The following is a 20,735-nucleotide window of genomic DNA, read 5'->3' as shown; positions in this document are numbered from 1 at the left end:
CTCGCAGTGCGGTGGGCAGCAAAGCGCGACCGACCCTCTAAATGGTCGAATAATCATCTGGGAGATAAGACAACTAGAGATTAAGTCGCATTCGTTTGCGCCGGGGGAGAGGTGCTGCCCAGCGGGTTCATCTGCCCTTCGCCTGGGCGTCGGCAACTGTTCGGCAGGGCGCGATAGCCTGAAGATGCGGGATTGCCGAGCCGGCGCAGGGCACGGCAGCCCGGGGCAGCCACGGTGATCTCGGTTACTGGAGATGGTTGGCCAGCGGATTAATGCTAGACTGAAATCAATTGTTTTATGTGTGGCAAAATGGACTCAGTCCGGGTTGCGGGTAGGTTGCGCAACGAATGCCACACTTTCGCACGCCTAGGGACTTTTAGATCCTGGTTGAGCGGTAAAGCAAGCAGCTAGCTCCACGAAGGAAGCACCGAAACTCTACTAGGCAACAGTGCTTATGACGTGGTGCCGACAAACTTAGACAATGGAAGGACACGAAAGTGCCTACTATTCAGCAGCTGGTCCGCAAGGGCCGCTCGCCTAAGGTCGTCAAGACCAAGGCCCCTGCCCTGAAGGGCAACCCAATGCGCCGTGGCGTATGCACCCGTGTGTACACCACCACCCCGAAGAAGCCAAACTCGGCTCTGCGTAAGGTCGCACGTGTGCGCCTTGCCGGTGGCGTCGAAGTGACCGCTTACATTCCAGGTGTCGGACACAACCTGCAGGAACACTCCATCGTGCTCGTTCGCGGTGGTCGTGTAAAGGACCTTCCAGGTGTTCGCTACAAGATTGTACGTGGTGCTCTGGATACCCAGGGTGTGAAGGATCGTAAGCAGGCTCGTTCCCGCTACGGTGCAAAGAAGGATGGTAAGTAATGCCTCGTAAGGGTCCGGCGCCAAAGCGCCCACTAGTTTCTGATCCAGTCTTCGAATCCCCATTGGTCACCCAGCTGATCAACAAGGTTCTCGTAGACGGCAAGAAGTCCACTGCAGAGCGCATTGTTTACGGTGCACTCGAAGGTGCCGCTGCAAAGTCCGGTACCGACGCTGTTTCGACCCTCAAGAAGGCCATGGACAACATCCGTCCAGCCCTTGAGGTTCGTTCCCGCCGTGTCGGTGGCGCGACCTACCAGGTTCCTGTTGAGGTCAAGCCAGGCCGTGCAACCGCACTGGCATTGCGCTGGTTGGTTGGCTACTCGAAGGCTCGCCGCGAGAAGACCATGATCGAACGTTTGATGAACGAGATCCTGGATGCATCGAACGGTCTGGGTGCCGCTGTGAAGCGTCGCGAAGACACTCACAAGATGGCCGAGTCCAACAAGGCCTTCGCACACTACCGCTGGTAAGAAATGCTTGAACATGCTGGGCATCAACCGATGCCCAGCAGTTCCGGCCTCACCTTTTAGGGAGACAACGTGGCACAGGACGTGCTTACTGACCTGAACAAGGTCCGCAATATCGGCATCATGGCCCACATCGATGCCGGTAAGACCACTACTACTGAGCGCATCCTTTTCTACACGGGTGTGAACCACAAGCTCGGTGAGACCCACGACGGTGCGTCGACCACCGACTGGATGGAGCAGGAAAAGGAACGCGGTATCACCATTACCTCCGCGGCCGTGACTTGCTTCTGGAACAAGAACCAGATCAACATCATCGATACCCCAGGCCACGTTGACTTCACCGTTGAGGTGGAGCGTTCGCTGCGCGTGCTCGATGGCGCCGTTGCCGTATTCGATGGCAAGGAAGGCGTTGAGCCTCAGTCTGAGACCGTTTGGCGTCAGGCTGACAAGTACAACGTTCCTCGTATCTGCTTCGTCAACAAGATGGACAAGCTGGGCGCTGACTTCTACTTCACCGTAGATACCATCATCCAGCGCCTTGGTGCCAAGCCGCTGGTCATGCAGCTGCCAATCGGCTCCGAGTCCGAGTTCACCGGTGTCGTTGACCTGCTGTCCATGAAGGCATTCGTTTGGGAAGGCGACGCCAAGGGCGACGTCACCATGGGTGCTGCTTACGAAACCCGCGAAATCCCAGCCGACTTGGTTGAGCGTGCTGAAGAGTACCGCGCCAAGCTGGTTGAAGATGTCGCTGAGGCATCCGAAGAGCTCATGGAGAAGTACCTCGAAGGTGAAGAAATCTCCGTTGAGGAACTGAAGGCTGGCATCCGCAAGCTGACCGTGAACTCGGAAGCCTACCCAGTATTCTGTGGTTCGGCCTTCAAGAACCGCGGCGTTCAGCCAATGCTGGATGCAGTTATCGACTTCCTGCCAAACCCACTGGACGTTGGCGCCACCATCGGTCACGATCCGAAGGATGAAGAAGTTGAGCTGACTCGCGAGCCTTCGGAGGACGCACCGTTCTCGGCACTTGCGTTCAAGATCGCCGCTCACCCGTTCTTCGGCCAGTTGAACTTCATCCGCGTTTACTCCGGCAAGGCAGAGTCCGGCGCACAGCTGCTGAACTCCACCAAGGGCAAGAAGGAGCGCGTAGGCAAGCTCTTCCAGATGCACTCCAACAAGGAGAATCCGGTAGAGGAGATCCACGCAGGTCACATCTACGCTGTGATCGGCCTGAAGGCCACCACCACCGGTGACACCCTGTGTGATCCAGCCCACCCAATCGTTCTCGAATCGATGACCTTCCCGGATCCAGTGATCTCCGTGGCCATCGAACCAAAGACCAAGGGTGACCAGGAAAAGCTGTCGACCGCTATCCAGAAGCTGTCGGCAGAAGATCCAACCTTCACCGTGTCCCTGAACGAAGACACCGGCCAGACCGTCATTGGCGGCATGGGCGAGCTTCACCTGGATATTCTGGTTGACCGCATGAAGCGCGAATTCCGCGTGGAAGCAAACGTTGGTAAGCCACAGGTTGCATACCGCGAAACCATCAAGAAGGCTGTGGAGAAGGTTGACTTCACCCACAAGAAGCAGACCGGTGGTTCGGGTCAGTTTGCAAAGGTCCAGGTCTCGTTCGAGCCTCTGGAAGTTGTTGACGGCGTAACCTACGAGTTCAAGAACGCCGTGACCGGTGGTCGTGTTCCTCGTGAGTACATCCCATCCGTTGACGCTGGTATCCAGGACGCAATGCAGTACGGTATCCTCGCAGGCTACCCACTGGTTGGTGTCAAGGCTACCCTCATCGATGGTGCTTACCACGATGTTGACTCCTCGGAAATGGCCTTCAAGATCGCTGGTTCGCAGGTATTCAAGGAAGGCGCACGTCGCGCTAACCCTGTTCTGCTTGAACCACTGATGGCTGTTGAAGTTCGTACCCCGGAAGAGTACATGGGCGACGTTATCGGCGACCTGAACTCCCGTCGTGGTTCGATCACCGAGATGTCCGACGCTGCGGGTGTCAAGGTCATTCGTGCAGGCGTGCCGCTGTCTGAGATGTTCGGTTACATTGGTGACCTGCGTTCGAAGACCCAGGGCCGTGCTGTTTATTCGATGACTTTCGACAGCTACTCCGAGGTCCCGAAGGCAGTTGCCGACGAGATCATCCAGAAGTCCCGCGGCGAATAATCGCTTCGGAACCAAAACTTGGCCGTGACCCCCATTGTGGGGAAGTGGCCGATCGCGGAGCCGGCTTCAACGCCATTGAGGCCGGCCCCGCAAACGGCCAACGAGGGATTTGCATCACATGCAGGGCCCGCAGAGGACCGAAATTTCCAAAATTATCCACGCCCCCAGTAGACTAATTGAAGTTCGTTTGCGAACCGCGCAGACGAAAAAAGTCTTCTGTAAATGTTTCTAGGAGGAACTTGTGGCAAAGGCAAAGTTCGAGCGCAACAAGCCGCACGTCAACATTGGTACCATCGGTCACGTTGACCACGGTAAGACCACTCTGACCGCAGCTATCTCCAAGGTTCTGGCTGAAAAGTACCCAGACCTGAACGAAAAGCGCGACTTCGCTAACATCGACTCGGCTCCAGAAGAGCGCCAGCGCGGTATTACCATCAATATCTCGCACATCGAGTACCAGACCGAGAAGCGTCACTACGCACACGTTGACGCTCCAGGTCACGCTGACTATGTCAAGAACATGATCACCGGTGCTGCTCAGATGGACGGCGCAATCCTCGTGGTTGCTGCTACCGATGGTCCAATGGCTCAGACCCGCGAGCACGTTCTGCTGGCCCGCCAGGTTGGTGTTCCAACCCTGATGGTCGCACTGAACAAGTCCGACATGGTCGACGACGAAGAGCTGCTCGAGCTCGTGGAGATGGAAGTTCGCGAACTTCTGTCCTCCCAGGGCTTCGATGGCGACGACGCACCAGTTGTTCGCGTTTCCGGCCTGAAGGCTCTGGAAGGCGACGAGAAGTGGGTTGCAGCTGTTGAGGAACTGATGGAAGCTGTTGACACCTTCATTCCGGACCCAGTACGTGACCGTGACAAGCCATTCCTGATGCCTATCGAGGATGTCTTCACCATCACCGGTCGCGGTACCGTTGTAACCGGTCGCGCCGAGCGTGGCACCCTTGCCATCAACTCGGAAGTTGAGATTGTTGGCATCCGCCCAATCCAGAAGACCACCGTTACCGGTATCGAGATGTTCCACAAGCAGCTCGACGAAGCATGGGCAGGCGAGAACTGTGGTCTGCTGCTTCGCGGTCTGAAGCGCGACGATGTTGAGCGTGGCCAGGTTGTCGTAGCCCCAGGCTCGATCACCCCACACACCAACTTCGATGCAAACGTCTACATCCTGTCGAAGGACGAAGGCGGACGTCACAACCCGTTCTACTCGAACTACCGTCCGCAGTTCTACTTCCGCACCACCGACGTAACCGGCGTTATCACCCTCCCAGAGGGCACCGAAATGGTTATGCCTGGCGACAACACCGAAATGTCGGTTGAGCTGATCCAGCCAATCGCTATGGAAGAGGGCCTCGGCTTCGCAATTCGCGAAGGCGGCCGCACCGTTGGTTCGGGCAAGGTCACCGCAATCACCAAGTAGTCATTACTTGATGATCTAGATCCATAGAGATCTGAGAATTCCCCCAGCGCTATTACAGTGTTGGGGGAATTTTCGCGTTAACAAGCAATTCGAACTAGTGAATATTTCTATAAGGTGGTCCAATTGGAGGGCGCACTGAAAATTCACTAGGGGAGTGGCATCGATGACCGGTTGGATCCTGCTTACTATCGTGCTGGCCGTTGCCGCGTTCTTCTTCGGACAGGCGAGGGGGCGCAAGCAATCCCAAAAACAGCTTCCCGGCACGTCAGCGGAGCAGCTGCGCGAGGCATGGCAACAAGGATATGAAGCGGCCAGCGAGTTTCTGCGACGCTCCGGGACCCAGCCTCAAGCTCCACTGTCCGAGCAGGCGCCGGCCAGGAAGCAAGCCCCAACCGCGGGACAGCCCTACAGCCCGCAGCCCTGGCCAGGCCAACCGGTGGCGACTGGATCAACAAGCCCCACCCACCCGGCAACGGACCAGACCTTCGGGCAGCAGAACCCGGTCAATATCCCGCAGCCAAGCCAAGTGGTCTCCAGGCCCGCCACGCCACCCAAGCCGGTCAAGGTGCTGACCAAGCGCGAGCGGGAATTGCGCAATATCAACATCACCTTGTATGTGGCCGCCTTGATGATTGTTGCCGCCGGCTCACTGTTCCTCAGCTTCGCGCTCCCGCCGGTAGCCAAGCTCGTGGCATTCTTCTTCCTGGCCGCCGCGTTTTACGCCGGGGGCTTGACCACCTACGCGCTAAAGCCTTCGCTGCGTCCTGCCGGCGCAGCCTTCGCCGGAACTGGCCTGGCGCTGCTTCCATTGTGCGCCATCGCCACCTACAACACCCTTGATATCACCGGGGCTGCAACCTGGCTGATCTTCTCGGCCATCGGCACGCTGGCCGTTGGCTATGCCACGCTCAAGCTGAAGTCGCGCGTGCTTTCTTGGGTAGCCGTGCTGATCTTGGTCAGCACCGGCATGGCCGGGGCTGCAACACTGCAGCGCGGAATCCTGAATTACATGCTGGTACTGCTGCTGCTTTCCCTCGTGCTGCTGTTCCTGGCCGTGCGCAGCCAGCGGGTGCGCCGTTCGATTTTCTTCCAAGCTGTTATGGGCACCGCACAGTTGCTGCCTGCCTTCGTCATCGTCCTGTCAGCGATTCTCTTTGAGTCCCTCCGAAGCCGCGACTTCTTCTGGATTTTCGCGTTGCTCACCGCGCAACTGCTGCTCAGCATGCGGCTGCTGGACAATTTGCGAATGGCGCGGTTCTACGCAGCCCGCGTTACCTTTATGCTGATGCTGGTTGCCGGCAGCAATTATGTTGGATTCTCCGCGACGACCACGGCGATGATCCTCGCGTTCAGCCTTGCCCTGCAAGCCCTCGCGGTGCTGATGTATTCCTCGGCGTACCAGCAACGCATGGGCTTGGAACCCCGGCATCTGCACTTCGAGCGAAGCGCGCTTTGGGGCCTGAGCGTGATCTCGGGTATCGGCGCCTACGCCTCCTCGAACGACGAAACCTCGCTGGTGCTCAGCGTCCTGGTCGTTCCAGTGCTTGCACTGCTCGCCCTGCCCGGCTTGCTACGCGGAGCCAAGGCCGAGGTTGCGGTGGTCTCGGCGCTTCCGCTGGTGGCACTGCTGGATATGCAGCACCATAGCTGGCGACCGCTCCTGCTGTTTGCAGTGGCCATTATCGGACTGAGCATCGCGCGGCATCGATCAACTGGCCTCCTCCTGCAGGTTTGCCAGCACGCTCGTTGGGCACTGCTGCTGGTCGGCGCAGGGGTGCTGGGAGCGGCCATCCACGAATCCCTGGACGGTTCCGCCGGAAGATCCGAGGAAGTAGCAAAGCTCGTCACCGTTCTGGCGATGGCGCTGATCCTCTGGGCTATCGACCTGGCAAGCCGGCGCCTTGACGAGAAGGGCATGCCGCAGAACCACCTTTTGGGCCGGATCGCGGCTTCTGCGGCGATTGCCATAGCCTCCTTGTGCTACCTTCGAGTGCTGGCCGCCGAAGGGATGTACCCAGATGAGCTTGTGGAGTTCATCGGGCTCGGCGGATTCACATGGTTCATGATCACCACGGTGGCGGCCACCGGCTTGGTGATGGCCAGCGGGTGGCGTTTGCGTGCCGTTGCTGCGGAGCGCAAGGAGCTGGAGCAGCCCATCAAGTCAGCGGCGGCGGCTCTGCTCCTGGTGCTGTATGCGATGAGCTTTGCTGAAGGCACCTGGGGATTTGCGCTGCTCATCGGTGCAGCTGCGCTGGCCGACTACCTGGTGAACCTGAGCCGCAGCACCAGCACGCAATGGAAGATCATCTATGCGAGCCTTGCCCAGCTGCTCTTCAGCTCGATGGTTTGGTGGTTCGCCCGCGCAATGGACTTTGATCTCCACGGCCGATTCGCATTGCTGCTCGTATCGCTGAGCATTCCGCAGGTGGCCCGATTGCTGCTCAGCATTCGCCGGGGTGCACCGCTTCGCCAGGAATTGCGCTGGGTGGCCATCGGACTGCTCACTGGCATGCCGGCGGCCACGCTGGGGTACGGATGGTTCGCGGGCGGCTTTGACCGCGGAGTGATCCTCCTGGCTGCCCTGTGCATCGGGATCCATGGAGCCATGGCATTCAAGGCCGACGAAGCGATCCCTGAAATCCCGCGGCAGTTCTACCTGTTTGCCCCCATTGTGTCGCTGATCGTTGTGATCGGGGTCCAGGCAAGCACGATGCCAGATGACACCGGCTGGATTCGAGCGCAATGGTGGAGCACCGACGTTGCCAGCGCCATGCTGCTGTTCATGTCGCTGTTGGCCGTGCTGGCCGAATGGCGCTGGCGGGGCAACAAGAAGTACTCCGTCGCCATCGCGCTGGCAATCTTCTTGCCAGCGGCGCTCGCTGCATGGTGGCAGGCTGGAACCTGGTGGGCCGTTGGCGCCCATGCGCTGATGGCCGTCGCGCTGATGCTGCTGGTGCACTCGCGCAGGAGCGCCTGGTATGCGATCGGCGGCGCGCTGATGCTCACGGTGGCGATCCTGCGGACCGTGATGGAAATGCGGAATATCGGGGGAACTCGATGGCTGTCATCGATGGATGTCTCATGGTCCTTGATCGGCACGGGAATAGCGCTCTATCTCCTGGCCATGGCCCATGGGCGGATGAAAGATCCGGCGCCTGGCTATCCGGAATCCGGTTACCGCCATGCAGACCCGGTTGGCTCGGCGTCACGGATCTATTTCGCGTCCATGCTGCTGGCCCTGTTGGCGGCCGGCTGCCTTGCCCACGTCGACAGCTCGCAGACCTGGAGCATTATCGGGGCCGCGGCGCTCATCTTCGGCGTGGCCGTGGTGGTTCGCTTCTTCGAGCTGCCGGCCAGTGCTGTTCCCTACGCGGTGGACGGGTTGATCGTGCTTGCTGCGGTTCTTGTCCTGACCTCCTATTCGCGAATTATCGCAGTTCCGCAATTCAGCAGCATCATGGCCTACTTCTGCGTGATCGCAGTCGTGCTGGTGGTCTGGCGCAATATCAAGGCCCACCGGCTTCTTGAACAGGCCTATCTCATCGCTGCCTCCGTGGCTGGCAGCATGGCGCTGTTTGCCTCCTTGGCCGAATCCAATACGCTCGCCCAAGTCATGGGCTTGGTGTTCTTTGGCTGTCTGATCGCCTGGGGCTTGAAGCTGGGGGAGCGGTTGTTCATCTGGTGGGGTGCCATTGCGATCACCCTGTCCGTCATCTGGTTCCTGCGTGAACTCGTCTTCTTGTGGCTGGTCATTATCGGGCTGGGGCTGATCGCCGCCGCGGTTTACAAGCTGGTGAAGGTGGACAAGATCGACAAGGCTGGCCAGCCATCAGCCGAGCCGCCGGCCTATCAAGCGCCGGTAGTTCAGCAGGGACCGCCGCGGCTGCCGTGGCAGCAGCCCACGCAACCGCCAGCGCTGCAGCAGGAGCAGCGGCCGCCAGCTTCGCCGCAGGAGCCAGGCGAACGGGAGTAGTGCTAGCGGCAGGTCGGTGAGGTCAAGATCACGGGGCTCGAAGCCCATAAAAGATTTGCGCGATCGTTGCCGACCTGTCAGACTAGATAAGTTGCTTGAGTGCAACTCGATCCCCGTTATTGGGGTAATCGAATCTGATTTGAACAACCGGGATCGGCTCTCACGCAGGATAATGCCTGTGGTTCGGGATCGATACAACAGTTTCAAATTATAAGGCCTTCGATAAAGTGAAAACTTTGCGGTCTTGTCGCGACTGAAAATTTCGCGACACGCCCGAGTTCGGGGGTCGGAGCCTCCTGCGGGTGAGGAACCCGGATCTGATCCGGATTCAGCCGCAGCGCAAGGCGTGCCGGTTCGCAAGAACCCGTATATAGGCACAGCAATCTTAGATAGTGCTAACAGAAAGAGGCATGACGCCATGGCGGGACAGAAAATCCGCATCCGGCTGAAGTCGTATGACCACGAGGTCATTGACGTTTCGGCCCGGAAGATCGTTGAGACGGTCACGCGCGCAGGCGCAACCGTAGTCGGCCCAGTGCCGCTGCCAACGGAGAAGAACGTGTACTGCGTTATCCGTTCGCCACACAAGTACAAGGACAGCCGTGAGCACTTCGAAATGCGCACGCACAAGCGTCTGATCGACATCGTTGATCCGACCCCGAAGGCTGTTGATTCGCTGATGCGTCTCGACCTGCCAGCGGATGTCAACATCGAAATCAAGCTTTAAGGGGAGGTGGCGAGAAAACTATGACCGCAACCCGTAATTTCAAGGGCCTGTTGGGCACGAAGCTCGGCATGACCCAGGTTTGGGATTCGAACAACAACCTGATCCCTGTCACCGTAGTGCAGGCTGACAGCAACGTTGTCACCAAGCTCATCAACGCTGAGCGCGATGGCTACACCGCAGTTCAGATCGGCTACGGCCAGATCGATCCTCGCAAGGTCACCAAGCCACTGGCTGGTCACTTCGAGGCTGCAGGCGTCACCCCACGTCGCCACTTGGTAGAACTGCGCACCGCAGACGCTGCCGAGTACACCCCGGGCCAGGAACTTTCCGTGGAGCTCTTCGAAGCCGGCCAGAAGGTCGACGTCGTTGGCACCTCCAAGGGTAAGGGCTTCGCCGGTGTGATGAAGCGCCACAACTTCCATGGTGTTGGCGCATCGCACGGTGCTCATAAGAACCACCGCAAGCCAGGTTCCATCGGCGGCGCATCGACCCCAGGTCGCGTTTTCCGTGGACAGAAGATGGCCGGTCGCATGGGTGCTGAGCGTGTTACCACTCAGAACCTGACCATTCACGCTATCGACGCTGAGAAGAACCTCCTGCTGATCAAGGGTGCCGTTCCAGGCGCCCGCGGCCGCGTCGTTCTCGTACGCAACGCCGTGAAGGGAGCATAAGTAAATGACTAAGGCACTTAACGTCGAACTGCCTGCAGAGATCTTCGACGTACAGACCAACGTCCCGCTGCTGCACCAGGTTGTCGTTGCACAGCTTGCTGCTGCCCGCCAGGGTACCCACAAGACCAAGGACCGCTCCGAGGTATCGGGTGCAGGTCGCAAGCCGTTCAAGCAGAAGGGCACCGGCCGCGCCCGTCAGGGTTCGATCCGTGCACCTCACATGACCGGCGGTGGCATTGTCCACGGTCCAACCCCACGTGACTACTCGCAGCGTACCCCGAAGAAGATGAAGGCTGCTGCACTGCGCGGCGCTTTGTCTGATCGCGCACGCTTCGGCCGCGTCCACGTGGTTGAGAACTTGGTTGCAGGGGAAACCCCATCGACCAAGGAAGCTCTGGCTACCTTGCGTTCGCTCACCGAGCGCAAGAACCTGCTTGTCGTCATCGATCGCGCCAACGATGTTGCAGCCCTTTCGGTTCGCAACCTCGACCTTGTGCACGTTCTGTACGTCGACCAGCTGAACACCTACGATGTTCTGGTTTCGGATGACGTAGTCTTCACCAAGGCTGCCTTCGACGCCCTGGTCCAGAAGGAGGAAGCCAAGTGAGCATCAACTCCAAGGCTCCACACGACGTGGTCATCGCACCAGTCGTATCGGAAAAGAGCTACGGTCTGATCGATCAAGGTCAGTACACCTTCGAGGTGGCACCAAGCTCCAACAAGACGGAAATCAAGTACGCCGTTGAAGCTATCTTCAACGTCAAGGTTGACTCCGTAAACACCATCAACCGAGCCGGTAAGCGCAAGCGCACCCGCTTCGGGTGGGGATCGCGCAAGAGCACCAAGCGCGCCATCATCACCCTGAAGGAAGGCTCGATTGACATCTTCGGCGGTCCGCTTTCCTAAGCGGAGACCACTTTAACGAGGAATAATATAAATGGGAATTCGTAAGTACAAGCCGACTACCCCGGGCCTTCGCGGCTCGTCGGTAGCCGACTTCGCAGAAATCACCCGATCGACTCCGGAAAAGTCGCTGGTTCGTCCACTCACCAAGACTGGCGGCCGCAACAACTCCGGTAAGATCACCACCCGACACAAGGGTGGCGGACACAAGCGCGCTTACCGTGTTATCGACTTCCGTCGTCACGATAAGGACGGCGTTCCGGCAAAGGTCGCTCACATTGAGTACGACCCGAACCGTACCGCTCGTATCGCACTGCTCCACTACGTGGACGGCACCAAGCGCTACATCATCGCACCGAACAACCTCAAACAGGGTGACCAGATTGAGGCCGGCGTCAACGCCGACATCAAGCCAGGTAACAACCTGCCACTGCGTAACATCCCGGTTGGTACCGTGATCCACGCTGTGGAGCTTCGCCCAGGTGGCGGCGCCAAGATGGCTCGTTCCGCAGGTGCCTCGATCCAGCTGGTAGCCCGTGAGGGCCGCTTCGCTCAGCTGCGTTTGCCTTCGGGCGAAATCCGCAACGTTGATGTGCGCTGCCGCGCAACCATCGGCGAGGTCGGCAACGCTGAGCAGATCAACATCAACTGGGGTAAGGCCGGCCGCATGCGCTGGAAGGGCGTACGCCCAACCGTTCGTGGTGTAGTCATGAACCCTGTTGATCACCCACACGGTGGTGGTGAAGGTAAGACCTCCGGTGGTCGTCACCCGGTCAACCCTAACGGTAAGCGTGAAGGACGCACCCGTCGTCCGAACAAGGAAAGCGACAAGCTCATTGTGCGTCGTCGCAAGACCGGCAAGAACAAGCGATAGGAGCCTGGAAACATGCCACGCAGCCTGAAGAAAGGCCCCTTCGTCGATCAGCACCTGTTCCTGAAGGTCGTTGCTGAAAACGAAAAGGGCACCAAGAACGTCATCAAGACGTGGTCCCGCCGTTCGATGATCATCCCGGACATGCTGGGACACACCATCGCCGTACACGACGGTCGCAAGCACATTCCTGTGTTCGTCACCGAATCGATGGTTGGACACAAGCTCGGAGAGTTTGCCCCAACCCGTACGTTCCGTGGCCACGTAAAGGACGACAAGAAGGGCAAGCGCCGCTAGGCCCCGCAAGGGAACTAGTATCGCTTAGCACTTCTTCGATAGACGAGAGAAGGATAGCAATGGAAGCCAAGGCAATTGCGCGTCACATCCGCGTAACGCCTATGAAGGCCCGGCGCGTCGTCAACCTTGTTCGTGGTCTGCAGACCAACGAAGCACTGGCCATCTTGAAGTTTGCCCCACAGGCAGCTTCGGAGCCGGTATACAAGGTTGTCGCATCGGCAGTGGCTAACGCCCGTGCCGCCGCGGACCGCGCAGGTGAAGCATTCAATGAGGACGAGCTGATTATCAGCGAAGCGTTTGTTGACGAAGGTCCGACCATGAAGCGGTTCCAGCCGCGTGCACAGGGTCGCGCATTCCAGATCAAGAAGCGCACCAGCCACGTGACTGTGGTTGTTTCAACCCAGAAGGGTGGGGAGAACTAAATGGGACAGAAGGTAAATCCGAACGGTTTCCGTCTCGGCATCACCACTGACCACATCTCGCACTGGTTTGCTGATTCCAGCAAGCCAGGCCAGCGTTACGCGGACTACGTAAAAGAAGACGTACAGATCCGTGCACTGCTGTCCAAGGGAATGGATCGCGCAGGCATCGCCCGCGTAGAGATCGAGCGTACCCGTGACCGCGTCCGTGTGGATATCCACACTGCACGTCCAGGTATCGTTATCGGCCGCCGTGGTGCAGAAGCCGACCGTATTCGCGGCGAGCTGGAAAAGCTCACCAAGAAGCAGGTTCAGCTGAACATCCTCGAGGTCAAGAACCCTGACATGGAGGCCCAGCTGGTCGCCCAGGGCATCGCCGAGCAGCTTGCTTCCCGCGTGGCTTTCCGCCGTGCGATGAAGAAGGCAATGCAGTCGGCAATGCGCGCTGGTGCCAAGGGCATCCGCGTTCAGTGCTCCGGTCGTCTTGGCGGTGCAGAAATGTCCCGCAAGGAGTTCTACCGCGAAGGCCGTGTGCCGCTGCACACCCTGCGTGCGAACATCGACTTCGGCAAGTTCGAAGCCAAGACCACCTTCGGCCGCATCGGCGTGAAGGTTTGGATCTACAAGGGTGACGTAACCGCCAAGGAACTGGCTGCACAGCAGGCTGCTGCTGCTCCAGCTCGCGGTGGTCGCGGTGGCAACGATCGTCCACGTGGCGGCGAACGCCGTCGTCGTAACGACCGTAAGGGCGCTGCAGCTCCTGCTGCGGAAGGAGGAGAGGCTTAAATGCTTATCCCACGTCGAGTCAAGTTCCGTAAGCAGCACCACCCAAAGCGTTCGGGTGCTGCCAAGGGCGGAACCACCGTTGCTTTCGGTGAGTTCGGTATCCAGGCGTTGACCCCGGCTTACGTGACTAACCGTCAGATCGAAGCCGCTCGTATCGCTATGACCCGCTACATCAAGCGTGGCGGTAAGGTGTGGATTAACATCTACCCAGACCGTCCGCTGACCAAGAAGCCTGCTGAAACCCGTATGGGTTCCGGTAAGGGTTCCCCAGAGTGGTGGGTCGCCAACGTCAAGCCAGGACGAGTCATGTTTGAACTCGGTGGCGTCAGTGAAGAGGTAGCTAAAGAGGCATTGCGTCTTGCAATCCACAAGCTGCCAATGAAGGCACGCATCGTGCGTCGTGAAGGTGGTGAATAGGGATGTCTATCGGTTCTAAGGACCTTAGCATTGAGTCCCTGGACGGCTTCGATACCGCTCGTTTGAACGAGGAATTGAAGAAGGCCAAGGCAGAACTGTTCAACCTGCGCTTCCAGTCGGCTACCGGCCAGCTGGAGAGCAACGCGAACCTGAAGGCTATCAAGCGCGATATCGCCCGCATTTACACCGTGCTGCGCGAGCGCGAGCTGGGCATTCGTCAGGATGTCGTCGTTCCGGTTGAAGAAACCAAGAAGGAATCCAAGTAATGAGCGAGAAGGAGAACGGTGTGGATAACGCTACCGAGCGTAACGACCGCAAGACCCTCCGTGGTTACGTGGTTTCCGACAAGATGCAGAAGACCATCGTCGTTGACGTTGAGGACCGTGTGAAGCACGCCCTTTACGGCAAGGTTATGCGTCGCAACAAGAACGTCAAGGCTCACGATGAGAACAACGAAGCCGGCATCGGCGACTTGGTTGTCATCGCTGAGACCCGCCCGCTGTCTGCTGACAAGCGCTGGCGTCTCGTTGAGATCGTAGAGAAGGCTAAGTAAGCTTTCGATTCGATTTCACGGATCTCGTGATTGAAGAATGCCCCGAACACTTCGCAAGAAGAGTTCGGGGCATTTCTGCATTGACCCTGTAGTTAGCGGAGACGACACTGGATTATGCAATCAATCCAGAAACTGCGCCCAGAAGGCCTTGTCCGGTCGCCAGCCTTCAGCCACGTAGCCATCGTTCCGCCGGGAGCCAGCACCGTCTACCTTGGCGGACAGAATGCGGTTGACGAGCATGGCACACTGATCGGCGAAGGCGATGCCGCGGAACAAGCAAGACATGCGTTGCGCAATGCAAAGACAGCGTTGGCAGCAACCAGAGCGACGTTTGACGATGTAGTCCAATGGAACGTCCTTTTGGTGGACGGCGTAGATATCAATAGCGTCTATGCGGCTATCGGCCCCGAACTGGCTTCTGATGAACCACCGCTGGTGTGCGCGGCCATTGTCTCCCAGCTGGGCATCCCTGGCGGTCTGGTTGAAATCAGCGCAGTTGCGGCGTTGGCCATTGATTAGGACACGGATTGCCAAAACACGAGCCAGCGTTTCCCGCTAGCTGCTTCGATAGTCGCTAGGGGAGTAGCCGAGTACCTTTCGGAAGTCTGTCGACAGGTGGGCCTGATCGGCATAGCCGAGGTCCACGGCCAGCGAAGCAAGTGAAGTTTGCGGATGCTCACGCAAATGCAGGGCAGCTTCTTGCAAGCGATAGCGCCGAATGACTGCCAACGGTGAAAGTCCCAAGTATTTCAGGGACAAGCGCTGCAGGCTGCGTACGGTGAGATTCAAATCTTTTGCGACGTGGTCAACACGCAAGGCTGCGCTGTTAGTCGATACATGATCCAAAAAATTATTGGCCAGTTCGCCTGACTCGCTAATTGGCGGCAGACGCTGTTCCAGCCATAAAGATAATTGATGAGCACAGCCTGCATTCGAGTTTGCGTCGTCGCCCAGCTGATGTTCGTCCAACAGGGCCTGGTGAAGCGCACCTGCATCAATAGTTGCTTCTTGGTCCAGCAGCTGCTGCGGCGTGCTCTCGACCAGGGAAGCCAAATAGGGAGCTGCAGCGGGGCGGAGCAAGGCGGCTACCGCCCAGCTGGTCCCGCGCAGATCCCTATGAGATGCACCGCGGCTTGGACCAGCGACTGTCACACCCTCAGGCTGCACTACAAGATTCATCAGCGGGAACGGCAGGATCTGCTGGCGGGAAATTCGGCCGGCAGCAATATCCCAGCGCGAGATCCAATACCAGCTGACGTACTGCTGCAAATGTTCGGGAGGCAAGATGCGCTGGAATTCCGGCAGCCGGGCCGGATACAAAACCCCTCGACCATCATGAATATCGACCATGCAGCAGCACCTCAAATTTGTCGCAAATTTACAAGCCCCAGCATTCCATAACTTCATAGTCTTGAGACATGCAAAATCACAACGAAATGGTGCATGGTGTCACCGGAACTCACACCACCGCTGGTGTTCCACACGGAGTAACGTCACTAACTCCATTCCTCGCCGTGCCAAATACGGCGAAGGCATTGGAGTTCTACAAGGACGTGTTTGGAGCACGGATCATTGATGTCACCAACATGGGCGGGGTCGTTGTCCATGCCGAGATTGATTTTGGCCAAGGACACCTGCAAATTGGCGAGCCCAGTCCCGCGTACGGCTTGGTGCCGCCACCGGCTGCCCCGAATGCTTGCTATTCGCTCGGGTTGTATTGCGAAGACGTGGATTCAGTGCTGGCAAGAGCTACAGAAGCAGGCGCTACGGTGAGGGAACCGGTGACCAATTTTGTTTCCGGTGACAGATTCGCCTCCATAATTGATCCTTACGGAGTGAGGTGGTCCATCATGAGCAGAGTTGAAGATCTGAGCGAAGAGGAAAGCGCTCGACGGGTGGCAGCCTGGGCTGCGCAGCAGTCGGAAGCGGCCTCGAATTGAGCAATCCTTGCCAGGCGCTGAACTAAGCTGAAGCCATGACATTGAATCGCCCGCGACCACGTTCACCGTGGCTGTGGGCGATTCTCATGCTCCCTTGCCTGGGCATTGGAATCCTGCCCTATATAACGTGGACAGCTGCCGGCTGGGTTCCGCGGCTCCAAGCATTCCAACCATGGATGCTGCTGGGCATTGCCGTGGCCGTATTGCTGGCCTCATTCAAGCGCCGGTGGCTGGTTTCGGCAGTCGTGTTGGTCTTGCTGGCCATCGGTGCGGTCCCGAACTTGGCTATGACAACCGGGGAATCGTTGCCATCGGATGCAACCCCGGAGTTAACAGTTTTTTCCTTCAATGCGCTCAAGGCTGGCGCTGATGCTGGGCAATTATCGCAGAGCATCAAAATCGCCGACCCTGATGTCCTGGTGCTCGTGGAGACAAGCGAACCTCTTCAGCAGAGATTGGCTTTCCAAGGAGCATTGGATAACTTGCCATACCGAAGCGCACCGGTGCCAGCCGGGGGAGAAGTCGATACGGTGATCTATTCGCGTTATCCGGCGAGAGAACGATCAGGTTCGCTTGGCCCGGATGCGACCAATTGGTACGGATTGCCCATCGTCGACATTGCGTCTCCTCGCGGGCCAGTCACGGTCGTTGGGGTTCACATTTATCCCCCGTTGCAGGATGCGCGGCAGTGGCAGGGTGGGCTGCTGGCTCTGCAGCAGTGGGTTGCCGAGCAGGAAGACGAACCAATGGTCCTGGCAGGGGACTTCAACTCCACACGAGCCCATCCACAGTTTCGAGAACTTGCCTCCAGCATGGGGCTTGAACGATCGCTGTTTCCCATATCGACATGGCCAACTGGGGGAGGGCTGCCGCCGATGATTGGGATAGACCACGTTTTAGCCCGCGGCTTTGTTCCGCTCAAGCAAGAGACAGCGAAGATCGATGGGTCCGATCACCTGGCACTCATCGTGAAACTCGGTGTGCCACATTAGCCGGCCCCGCGCAGAGGCATTGCCCCGCAGGCATGGCCCATCGAGCGGTGAATATCTGCACGAAATATGGAAACACAAAATTGCTAGCCGGCGTAAATGATTTCCACTCGACGATTAGCGGCATAGGTCGACAGATCTTTCGGGTCTTCGCGAACCGCTGGTTGGGTATCGGCAAACCCCTTGACCTTTGCATTCAGGTCGGGACGTGCTTTCTTGAGCACCGCGGCGACAGCCTTGGCCCTGTCCGTGGAGAGAGCCTTGTTATCCTTCGCGCCATGAACGGAGTCAGTATGGCCATTAACTTGGACGTCTGCGCCCTTGGGTATCTTGGAAACCAATGACTCCACCTTGGCAGAAGCTGTGGCTGGAAGCTTCGAACTATCTGGAGTGAAAAGGATGTCGGTTGCCAGGGTAATGGTAGTTTCCCCGTCCTTCTCCTGAACCTGTTCTACAGCCTTCACGGATCCGGTGAGATTCCAGGCGAGAACACTTGTACCCGGGTCCCAAACGCGCACGGACTTCGCAATAAGCTCGCTTGAAGGTTCGGGCAATTCCTGCGCATTCGTTGCGGTTGCCTGCGCAGCTGGCAACTGGCATCCGAGGGCGGCCAGCAAAACCCCGGCTCCTATGAGCCGAACTGGTAGTGCTTTCATCGTGTCACCGGTACGTCAGTGAACTCCGCCATCGAATCGATTACACGGATATCAAAGCTTTCATTGCCGTCTTCGGGAGCGGCATAAACTCCCCACCAAATGACGGGCTCATGATTTGCGGTTGAAGTTCGGACGGAATCTGCCGCCCAAGTTCGTCCCACATCCGAAATGACACTATATTCCTTGAGGTTTTCGCGATCAACGAGAGTCGTGCGTGGCGAGGAATTCCCGAACATGTCGTAGATCGAGATGGCTGCGGAGTCACTGGCAGAGGCAAAATCAGGGGTGAGCACGTACTGGAGGGTCATGGTCTTCCCCTCAACTTTCAGAGACTGGATGCCCACCGTGACTTTGTCGTCTTTATGTCCAGGGACGGTGAATTCCTTGGAGGCAATGACGTTCGAGGTATCAACAGCTGCAGTGGGCGTTTCCGATTCCGCGGACGGCGCCTGCGTCGTTGCAGAGGCCGAGGTTCCTTCGGTGGAAGGAGCGTTGGATGGGGCCTCATCGGCGGACGAGGTGCAACCAGTTAGTGCGGAGAGCGCAAGAATGCCTGCAGTGCAGAGGGCCAATGATCGTTTCATCGTGAACTCCGATAGTCGTGGATTTGATGTCCAGCGATCAAGGGGCTGAGGCATCGAGGGGTGGATGAGTGCTTATCTTTCCCTAAAATCCAACAAATTACTATATTGATTCCGGCACTTGACTCGGTGGAATTGCATAGCCCGGTCTTGCTTGCCGATTGCCGATTGCCGATTAGCGACGCTGTGTATTCGAGGGCAGCGAGTGCCAGCAAATACATGCCGGCTGCCCACGGCATTGACGGAAGAAAAAACATCCAGGAACTTCGAGTCCGCGGTGACCCCGTGGCCCAAAGCCAGCCCGGTCAATTTGGCGCTACGCGAATCCTCGTGATCCGTGGTGCCGGAGCCCCGTAAAGCCGGGGAAGTGCGCGTTGGTTCATGTGACGAACGACGCCTTCTTTCCGCATACCACACCATTTCGGTTTTGTGCCACTCTGCGCTAGACTTAAGAATCTGTGCGCATTGTGTTCGGGGACTATCCACCTCCGAAACGATGCGGTGCGGTCTAAGTCAGTTTAGACGCACAAGTGCAGCCTCGATATTTTACGCCTCGGCCCTGCCGCCAATTGGGATCAGCATTCGGTGCGCCCGCGTCGGTGGGGGTAAGCGATACGTATCGTGGAGACCATATCCGTTCCGCAAGGCTCGTTCAGAGAACCAGCGAGACGACAGGAGTAAGAAGTGATTCAGCAGGAGTCGCGACTTAAGGTTGCCGATAACACCGGTGCTAAGGAAATCCTTACCATTCGTGTTCTTGGTGGCTCGAAGCGTCGCTACGCAAGCATTGGCGACACCATTGTCGCTACCGTCAAGGATGCAATTCCTGGCGGCAACGTGAAGAAGGGTGACGTCGTCAAGGCAGTCATCGTTCGCACTAAGAAGGAAATCCGTCGCGCAGACGGTTCCTACATCAAGTTCGACGAGAACGCTGCAGTTATCCTCAAGGGTGACGCTGCAGATCCTCGTGGTACTCGTATTTTCGGCCCAGTGGGCCGCGAGCTTCGTGACAAGAAGTTCATGAAGATCGTTTCCCTGGCTCCGGAGGTGCTGTAACCATGGGCGCAAAGATCAAGAAGGGTGACCTGGTTCAGGTCATCTCAGGCAAGGAACGTGGCAAGCAGGGCAAGGTCCTGAAGGTCATCACCGAGTCCTCCCGCGTGCTGGTTGAAGGCGTAAACCGCGTCACCAAGCACACCAAGGCTGGTCAGACCGAATCCGGTTCGACCACTGGCGGCATCGAGGTTGTCGAGGCTCCACTGCACGTATCGAACGTTGCTGTGGTTGACCCAGAAACCAAGAAGCCAACCCGCGTCGGCTTCCGCGAGGAAACCGTAGAAAAGAACGGCGTGTCCAAGACTGTACGCGTTCGTTTCGCCAAGGCTTCCGGAAAGGATCTGTAATGACTGAAGCAGCCACCAAGATCCAGCCACGTCTGAAGGCAAAGTACAACGCAGAGATCCGCCCTGCTATGCAGGAGCAGTTCAACTACGCAAACCCAATGCAGGTACCATCCCTGACCAAGGTTGTAGTTAACATGGGTGTCGGCGAAGCTGCCAAGGACTCGAAGCTTATCGAAGGCGCAGTTCGCGACCTGACCGCTATTACCGGTCAGAAGCCAGTGATCACCCGTGCCCGCAAGTCCATCGCACAGTTCAAGCTGCGCGAAGGCATGCCAATCGGTACTCACACCACCCTGCGTAACGACCGCATGTGGGAATTCGTTGATCGCTTGATCACCCTGGCACTGCCTCGTATCCGCGACTTCCGCGGCCTGAGCGACCGCCAGTTCGATGGCAATGGCAACTACACTTTCGGTCTGACCGAACAGTCGATGTTCCATGAAATCGATCAGGACAAGATCGATCGCGTGCGCGGTATGGACATCACTGTGGTGACCACCGCCAAGACTGATGACGAAGGCCGTGCCTTGCTTAAGGCTCTGGGCTTCCCATTCAAGACCAATAACTAATCTCACTACGTTACAGGTCCGC

General features: G+C 58.0%; 25 protein-coding genes. 22 read left to right on the top strand and 3 right to left on the bottom strand.

The window, feature by feature from the left end:
• Positions 1 to 497 precede the first annotated feature (497 nt).
• The 17 genes from rpsL to AOZ07_RS12070 all read left to right on the top strand — a co-directional run bounded on the left by rpsL (position 498) and on the right by AOZ07_RS12070 (position 15,094).
• Entirely contained in the window at positions 498 to 872 is a 375-nt protein-coding gene (rpsL, locus tag AOZ07_RS12150) for a 30S ribosomal protein S12 (RefSeq protein WP_013349694.1), read from the top strand.
• Positions 872 to 1,342, top strand: a complete 471-nt coding sequence (gene rpsG, locus AOZ07_RS12145) for a 30S ribosomal protein S7 (protein ID WP_022874142.1) — start codon at positions 872 to 874, stop codon at positions 1,340 to 1,342. Before rpsL ends, rpsG begins: the two co-directional genes overlap by 1 nt.
• Positions 1,343 to 1,411: 69 nt before the next feature.
• A complete protein-coding gene (fusA, locus tag AOZ07_RS12140) occupies positions 1,412 to 3,526 on the top strand; it encodes an elongation factor G (RefSeq protein WP_060702226.1) in 2,115 nt (704 codons plus the stop codon).
• Between the two features lie 241 nt (positions 3,527 to 3,767).
• On the top strand, positions 3,768 to 4,958 hold the full coding sequence (tuf, locus tag AOZ07_RS12135) for an elongation factor Tu (protein WP_060702225.1): 1,191 nt from the start codon (positions 3,768 to 3,770) through the stop codon (positions 4,956 to 4,958).
• 163 nt (positions 4,959 to 5,121) lie between these two features.
• Positions 5,122 to 8,931: a hypothetical protein gene (locus AOZ07_RS12130; RefSeq protein ID WP_060702224.1), complete on the top strand. Its 3,810-nt coding sequence runs from the start codon at positions 5,122 to 5,124 to the stop codon at positions 8,929 to 8,931.
• Positions 8,932 to 9,349: 418 nt separating this feature from the next.
• Complete coding sequence (gene rpsJ, locus AOZ07_RS12125; RefSeq protein ID WP_013349689.1) at positions 9,350 to 9,658, top strand: 30S ribosomal protein S10; 309 nt, start codon at positions 9,350 to 9,352, stop codon at positions 9,656 to 9,658.
• Between the two features lie 20 nt (positions 9,659 to 9,678).
• Positions 9,679 to 10,329 carry a 50S ribosomal protein L3 gene (gene rplC / locus AOZ07_RS12120; protein ID WP_060702223.1) on the top strand — a complete coding sequence of 217 codons (651 nt, stop codon included), beginning with the start codon at positions 9,679 to 9,681 and terminating at the stop codon, positions 10,327 to 10,329.
• Between the two features lie 4 nt (positions 10,330 to 10,333).
• The gene (gene rplD, locus AOZ07_RS12115) at positions 10,334 to 10,936 is read left to right on the top strand and encodes a 50S ribosomal protein L4 (protein WP_060702222.1); all 603 of its coding nucleotides are present in this window, start codon (positions 10,334 to 10,336) and stop codon (positions 10,934 to 10,936) included.
• On the top strand, positions 10,933 to 11,235 hold the full coding sequence (gene rplW / locus AOZ07_RS12110; protein WP_060702221.1) for a 50S ribosomal protein L23: 303 nt from the start codon (positions 10,933 to 10,935) through the stop codon (positions 11,233 to 11,235). Before rplD ends, rplW begins: the two co-directional genes overlap by 4 nt.
• A 31-nt stretch (positions 11,236 to 11,266) precedes the next feature.
• Positions 11,267 to 12,106, top strand: coding sequence for a 50S ribosomal protein L2 (gene rplB, locus AOZ07_RS12105; protein WP_060702220.1), 840 nt, complete (start codon positions 11,267 to 11,269; stop codon positions 12,104 to 12,106).
• Between the two features lie 12 nt (positions 12,107 to 12,118).
• A complete protein-coding gene (gene rpsS, locus AOZ07_RS12100; RefSeq protein WP_022874134.1) occupies positions 12,119 to 12,400 on the top strand; it encodes a 30S ribosomal protein S19 in 282 nt (93 codons plus the stop codon).
• Positions 12,401 to 12,459: 59 nt separating this feature from the next.
• Positions 12,460 to 12,822, top strand: coding sequence for a 50S ribosomal protein L22 (gene rplV, locus AOZ07_RS12095; RefSeq protein ID WP_022874133.1), 363 nt, complete (start codon positions 12,460 to 12,462; stop codon positions 12,820 to 12,822).
• Entirely contained in the window at positions 12,823 to 13,605 is a 783-nt protein-coding gene (rpsC, locus tag AOZ07_RS12090) for a 30S ribosomal protein S3 (protein ID WP_060702219.1), read from the top strand.
• A complete protein-coding gene (gene rplP / locus AOZ07_RS12085; protein ID WP_022874131.1) occupies positions 13,606 to 14,022 on the top strand; it encodes a 50S ribosomal protein L16 in 417 nt (138 codons plus the stop codon).
• 2 nt (positions 14,023 to 14,024) lie between these two features.
• Complete coding sequence (gene rpmC / locus AOZ07_RS12080) at positions 14,025 to 14,288, top strand: 50S ribosomal protein L29 (protein WP_022874130.1); 264 nt, start codon at positions 14,025 to 14,027, stop codon at positions 14,286 to 14,288.
• Positions 14,288 to 14,575, top strand: coding sequence for a 30S ribosomal protein S17 (gene rpsQ / locus AOZ07_RS12075; RefSeq protein WP_013349679.1), 288 nt, complete (start codon positions 14,288 to 14,290; stop codon positions 14,573 to 14,575). The genes rpmC and rpsQ overlap by 1 nt, the downstream gene beginning before the upstream one ends.
• Positions 14,576 to 14,689: 114 nt before the next feature.
• Positions 14,690 to 15,094 carry a RidA family protein gene (locus AOZ07_RS12070; protein ID WP_060702218.1) on the top strand — a complete coding sequence of 135 codons (405 nt, stop codon included), beginning with the start codon at positions 14,690 to 14,692 and terminating at the stop codon, positions 15,092 to 15,094.
• A gap of 36 nt (positions 15,095 to 15,130) precedes the next feature.
• Here the strand turns inward: AOZ07_RS12070 and AOZ07_RS12065 are convergent, their stop codons facing one another.
• Positions 15,131 to 15,925, bottom strand: a complete 795-nt coding sequence (locus tag AOZ07_RS12065; RefSeq protein ID WP_060702217.1) for an AraC family transcriptional regulator — start codon at positions 15,923 to 15,925, stop codon at positions 15,131 to 15,133.
• Positions 15,926 to 15,993: 68 nt separating this feature from the next.
• Between AOZ07_RS12065 and AOZ07_RS12060 the strand changes: the two genes are divergently transcribed.
• The gene (locus tag AOZ07_RS12060) at positions 15,994 to 16,515 is read left to right on the top strand and encodes a VOC family protein (protein WP_060702216.1); all 522 of its coding nucleotides are present in this window, start codon (positions 15,994 to 15,996) and stop codon (positions 16,513 to 16,515) included.
• A 35-nt stretch (positions 16,516 to 16,550) separates the two neighbouring features.
• Entirely contained in the window at positions 16,551 to 17,507 is a 957-nt protein-coding gene (locus tag AOZ07_RS12055) for an endonuclease/exonuclease/phosphatase family protein (RefSeq protein WP_194943662.1), read from the top strand.
• An 83-nt stretch (positions 17,508 to 17,590) separates the two neighbouring features.
• Here AOZ07_RS12055 and AOZ07_RS12050 read toward each other — a convergent pair whose 3' ends face one another.
• Both AOZ07_RS12050 and AOZ07_RS12045 read right to left on the bottom strand, forming a co-directional pair.
• A complete protein-coding gene (locus AOZ07_RS12050; protein ID WP_084793241.1) occupies positions 17,591 to 18,160 on the bottom strand; it encodes an OmpA family protein in 570 nt (189 codons plus the stop codon).
• The gene (locus tag AOZ07_RS12045) at positions 18,157 to 18,744 is read right to left on the bottom strand and encodes a hypothetical protein (RefSeq protein WP_194943661.1); all 588 of its coding nucleotides are present in this window, start codon (positions 18,742 to 18,744) and stop codon (positions 18,157 to 18,159) included. The genes AOZ07_RS12050 and AOZ07_RS12045 overlap by 4 nt, the downstream gene beginning before the upstream one ends.
• Before the next feature lie 681 nt (positions 18,745 to 19,425).
• Between AOZ07_RS12045 and rplN the strand changes: the two genes are divergently transcribed.
• From rplN to rplE, 3 genes are read left to right on the top strand one after another with little or no spacing between them, the layout of a single operon-like run.
• Complete coding sequence (gene rplN / locus AOZ07_RS12040; RefSeq protein WP_022874126.1) at positions 19,426 to 19,797, top strand: 50S ribosomal protein L14; 372 nt, start codon at positions 19,426 to 19,428, stop codon at positions 19,795 to 19,797.
• Positions 19,798 to 19,799: 2 nt separating this feature from the next.
• Complete coding sequence (rplX, locus tag AOZ07_RS12035; RefSeq protein WP_060702212.1) at positions 19,800 to 20,144, top strand: 50S ribosomal protein L24; 345 nt, start codon at positions 19,800 to 19,802, stop codon at positions 20,142 to 20,144.
• The gene (gene rplE, locus AOZ07_RS12030) at positions 20,144 to 20,713 is read left to right on the top strand and encodes a 50S ribosomal protein L5 (protein ID WP_060702211.1); all 570 of its coding nucleotides are present in this window, start codon (positions 20,144 to 20,146) and stop codon (positions 20,711 to 20,713) included. Before rplX ends, rplE begins: the two co-directional genes overlap by 1 nt.
• The last annotated feature ends 22 nt before the right edge of the window (positions 20,714 to 20,735 follow it).

The sequence above is a fragment of the Glutamicibacter halophytocola genome (assembly GCF_001302565.1).
In the GTDB taxonomy this organism is placed as follows: Bacteria; Actinomycetota; Actinomycetes; order Actinomycetales; family Micrococcaceae; genus Glutamicibacter; species Glutamicibacter halophytocola.
Note: the sequence above shows the minus strand (reverse complement) of the source record. Positions and strands in the feature narration are given on the sequence as shown.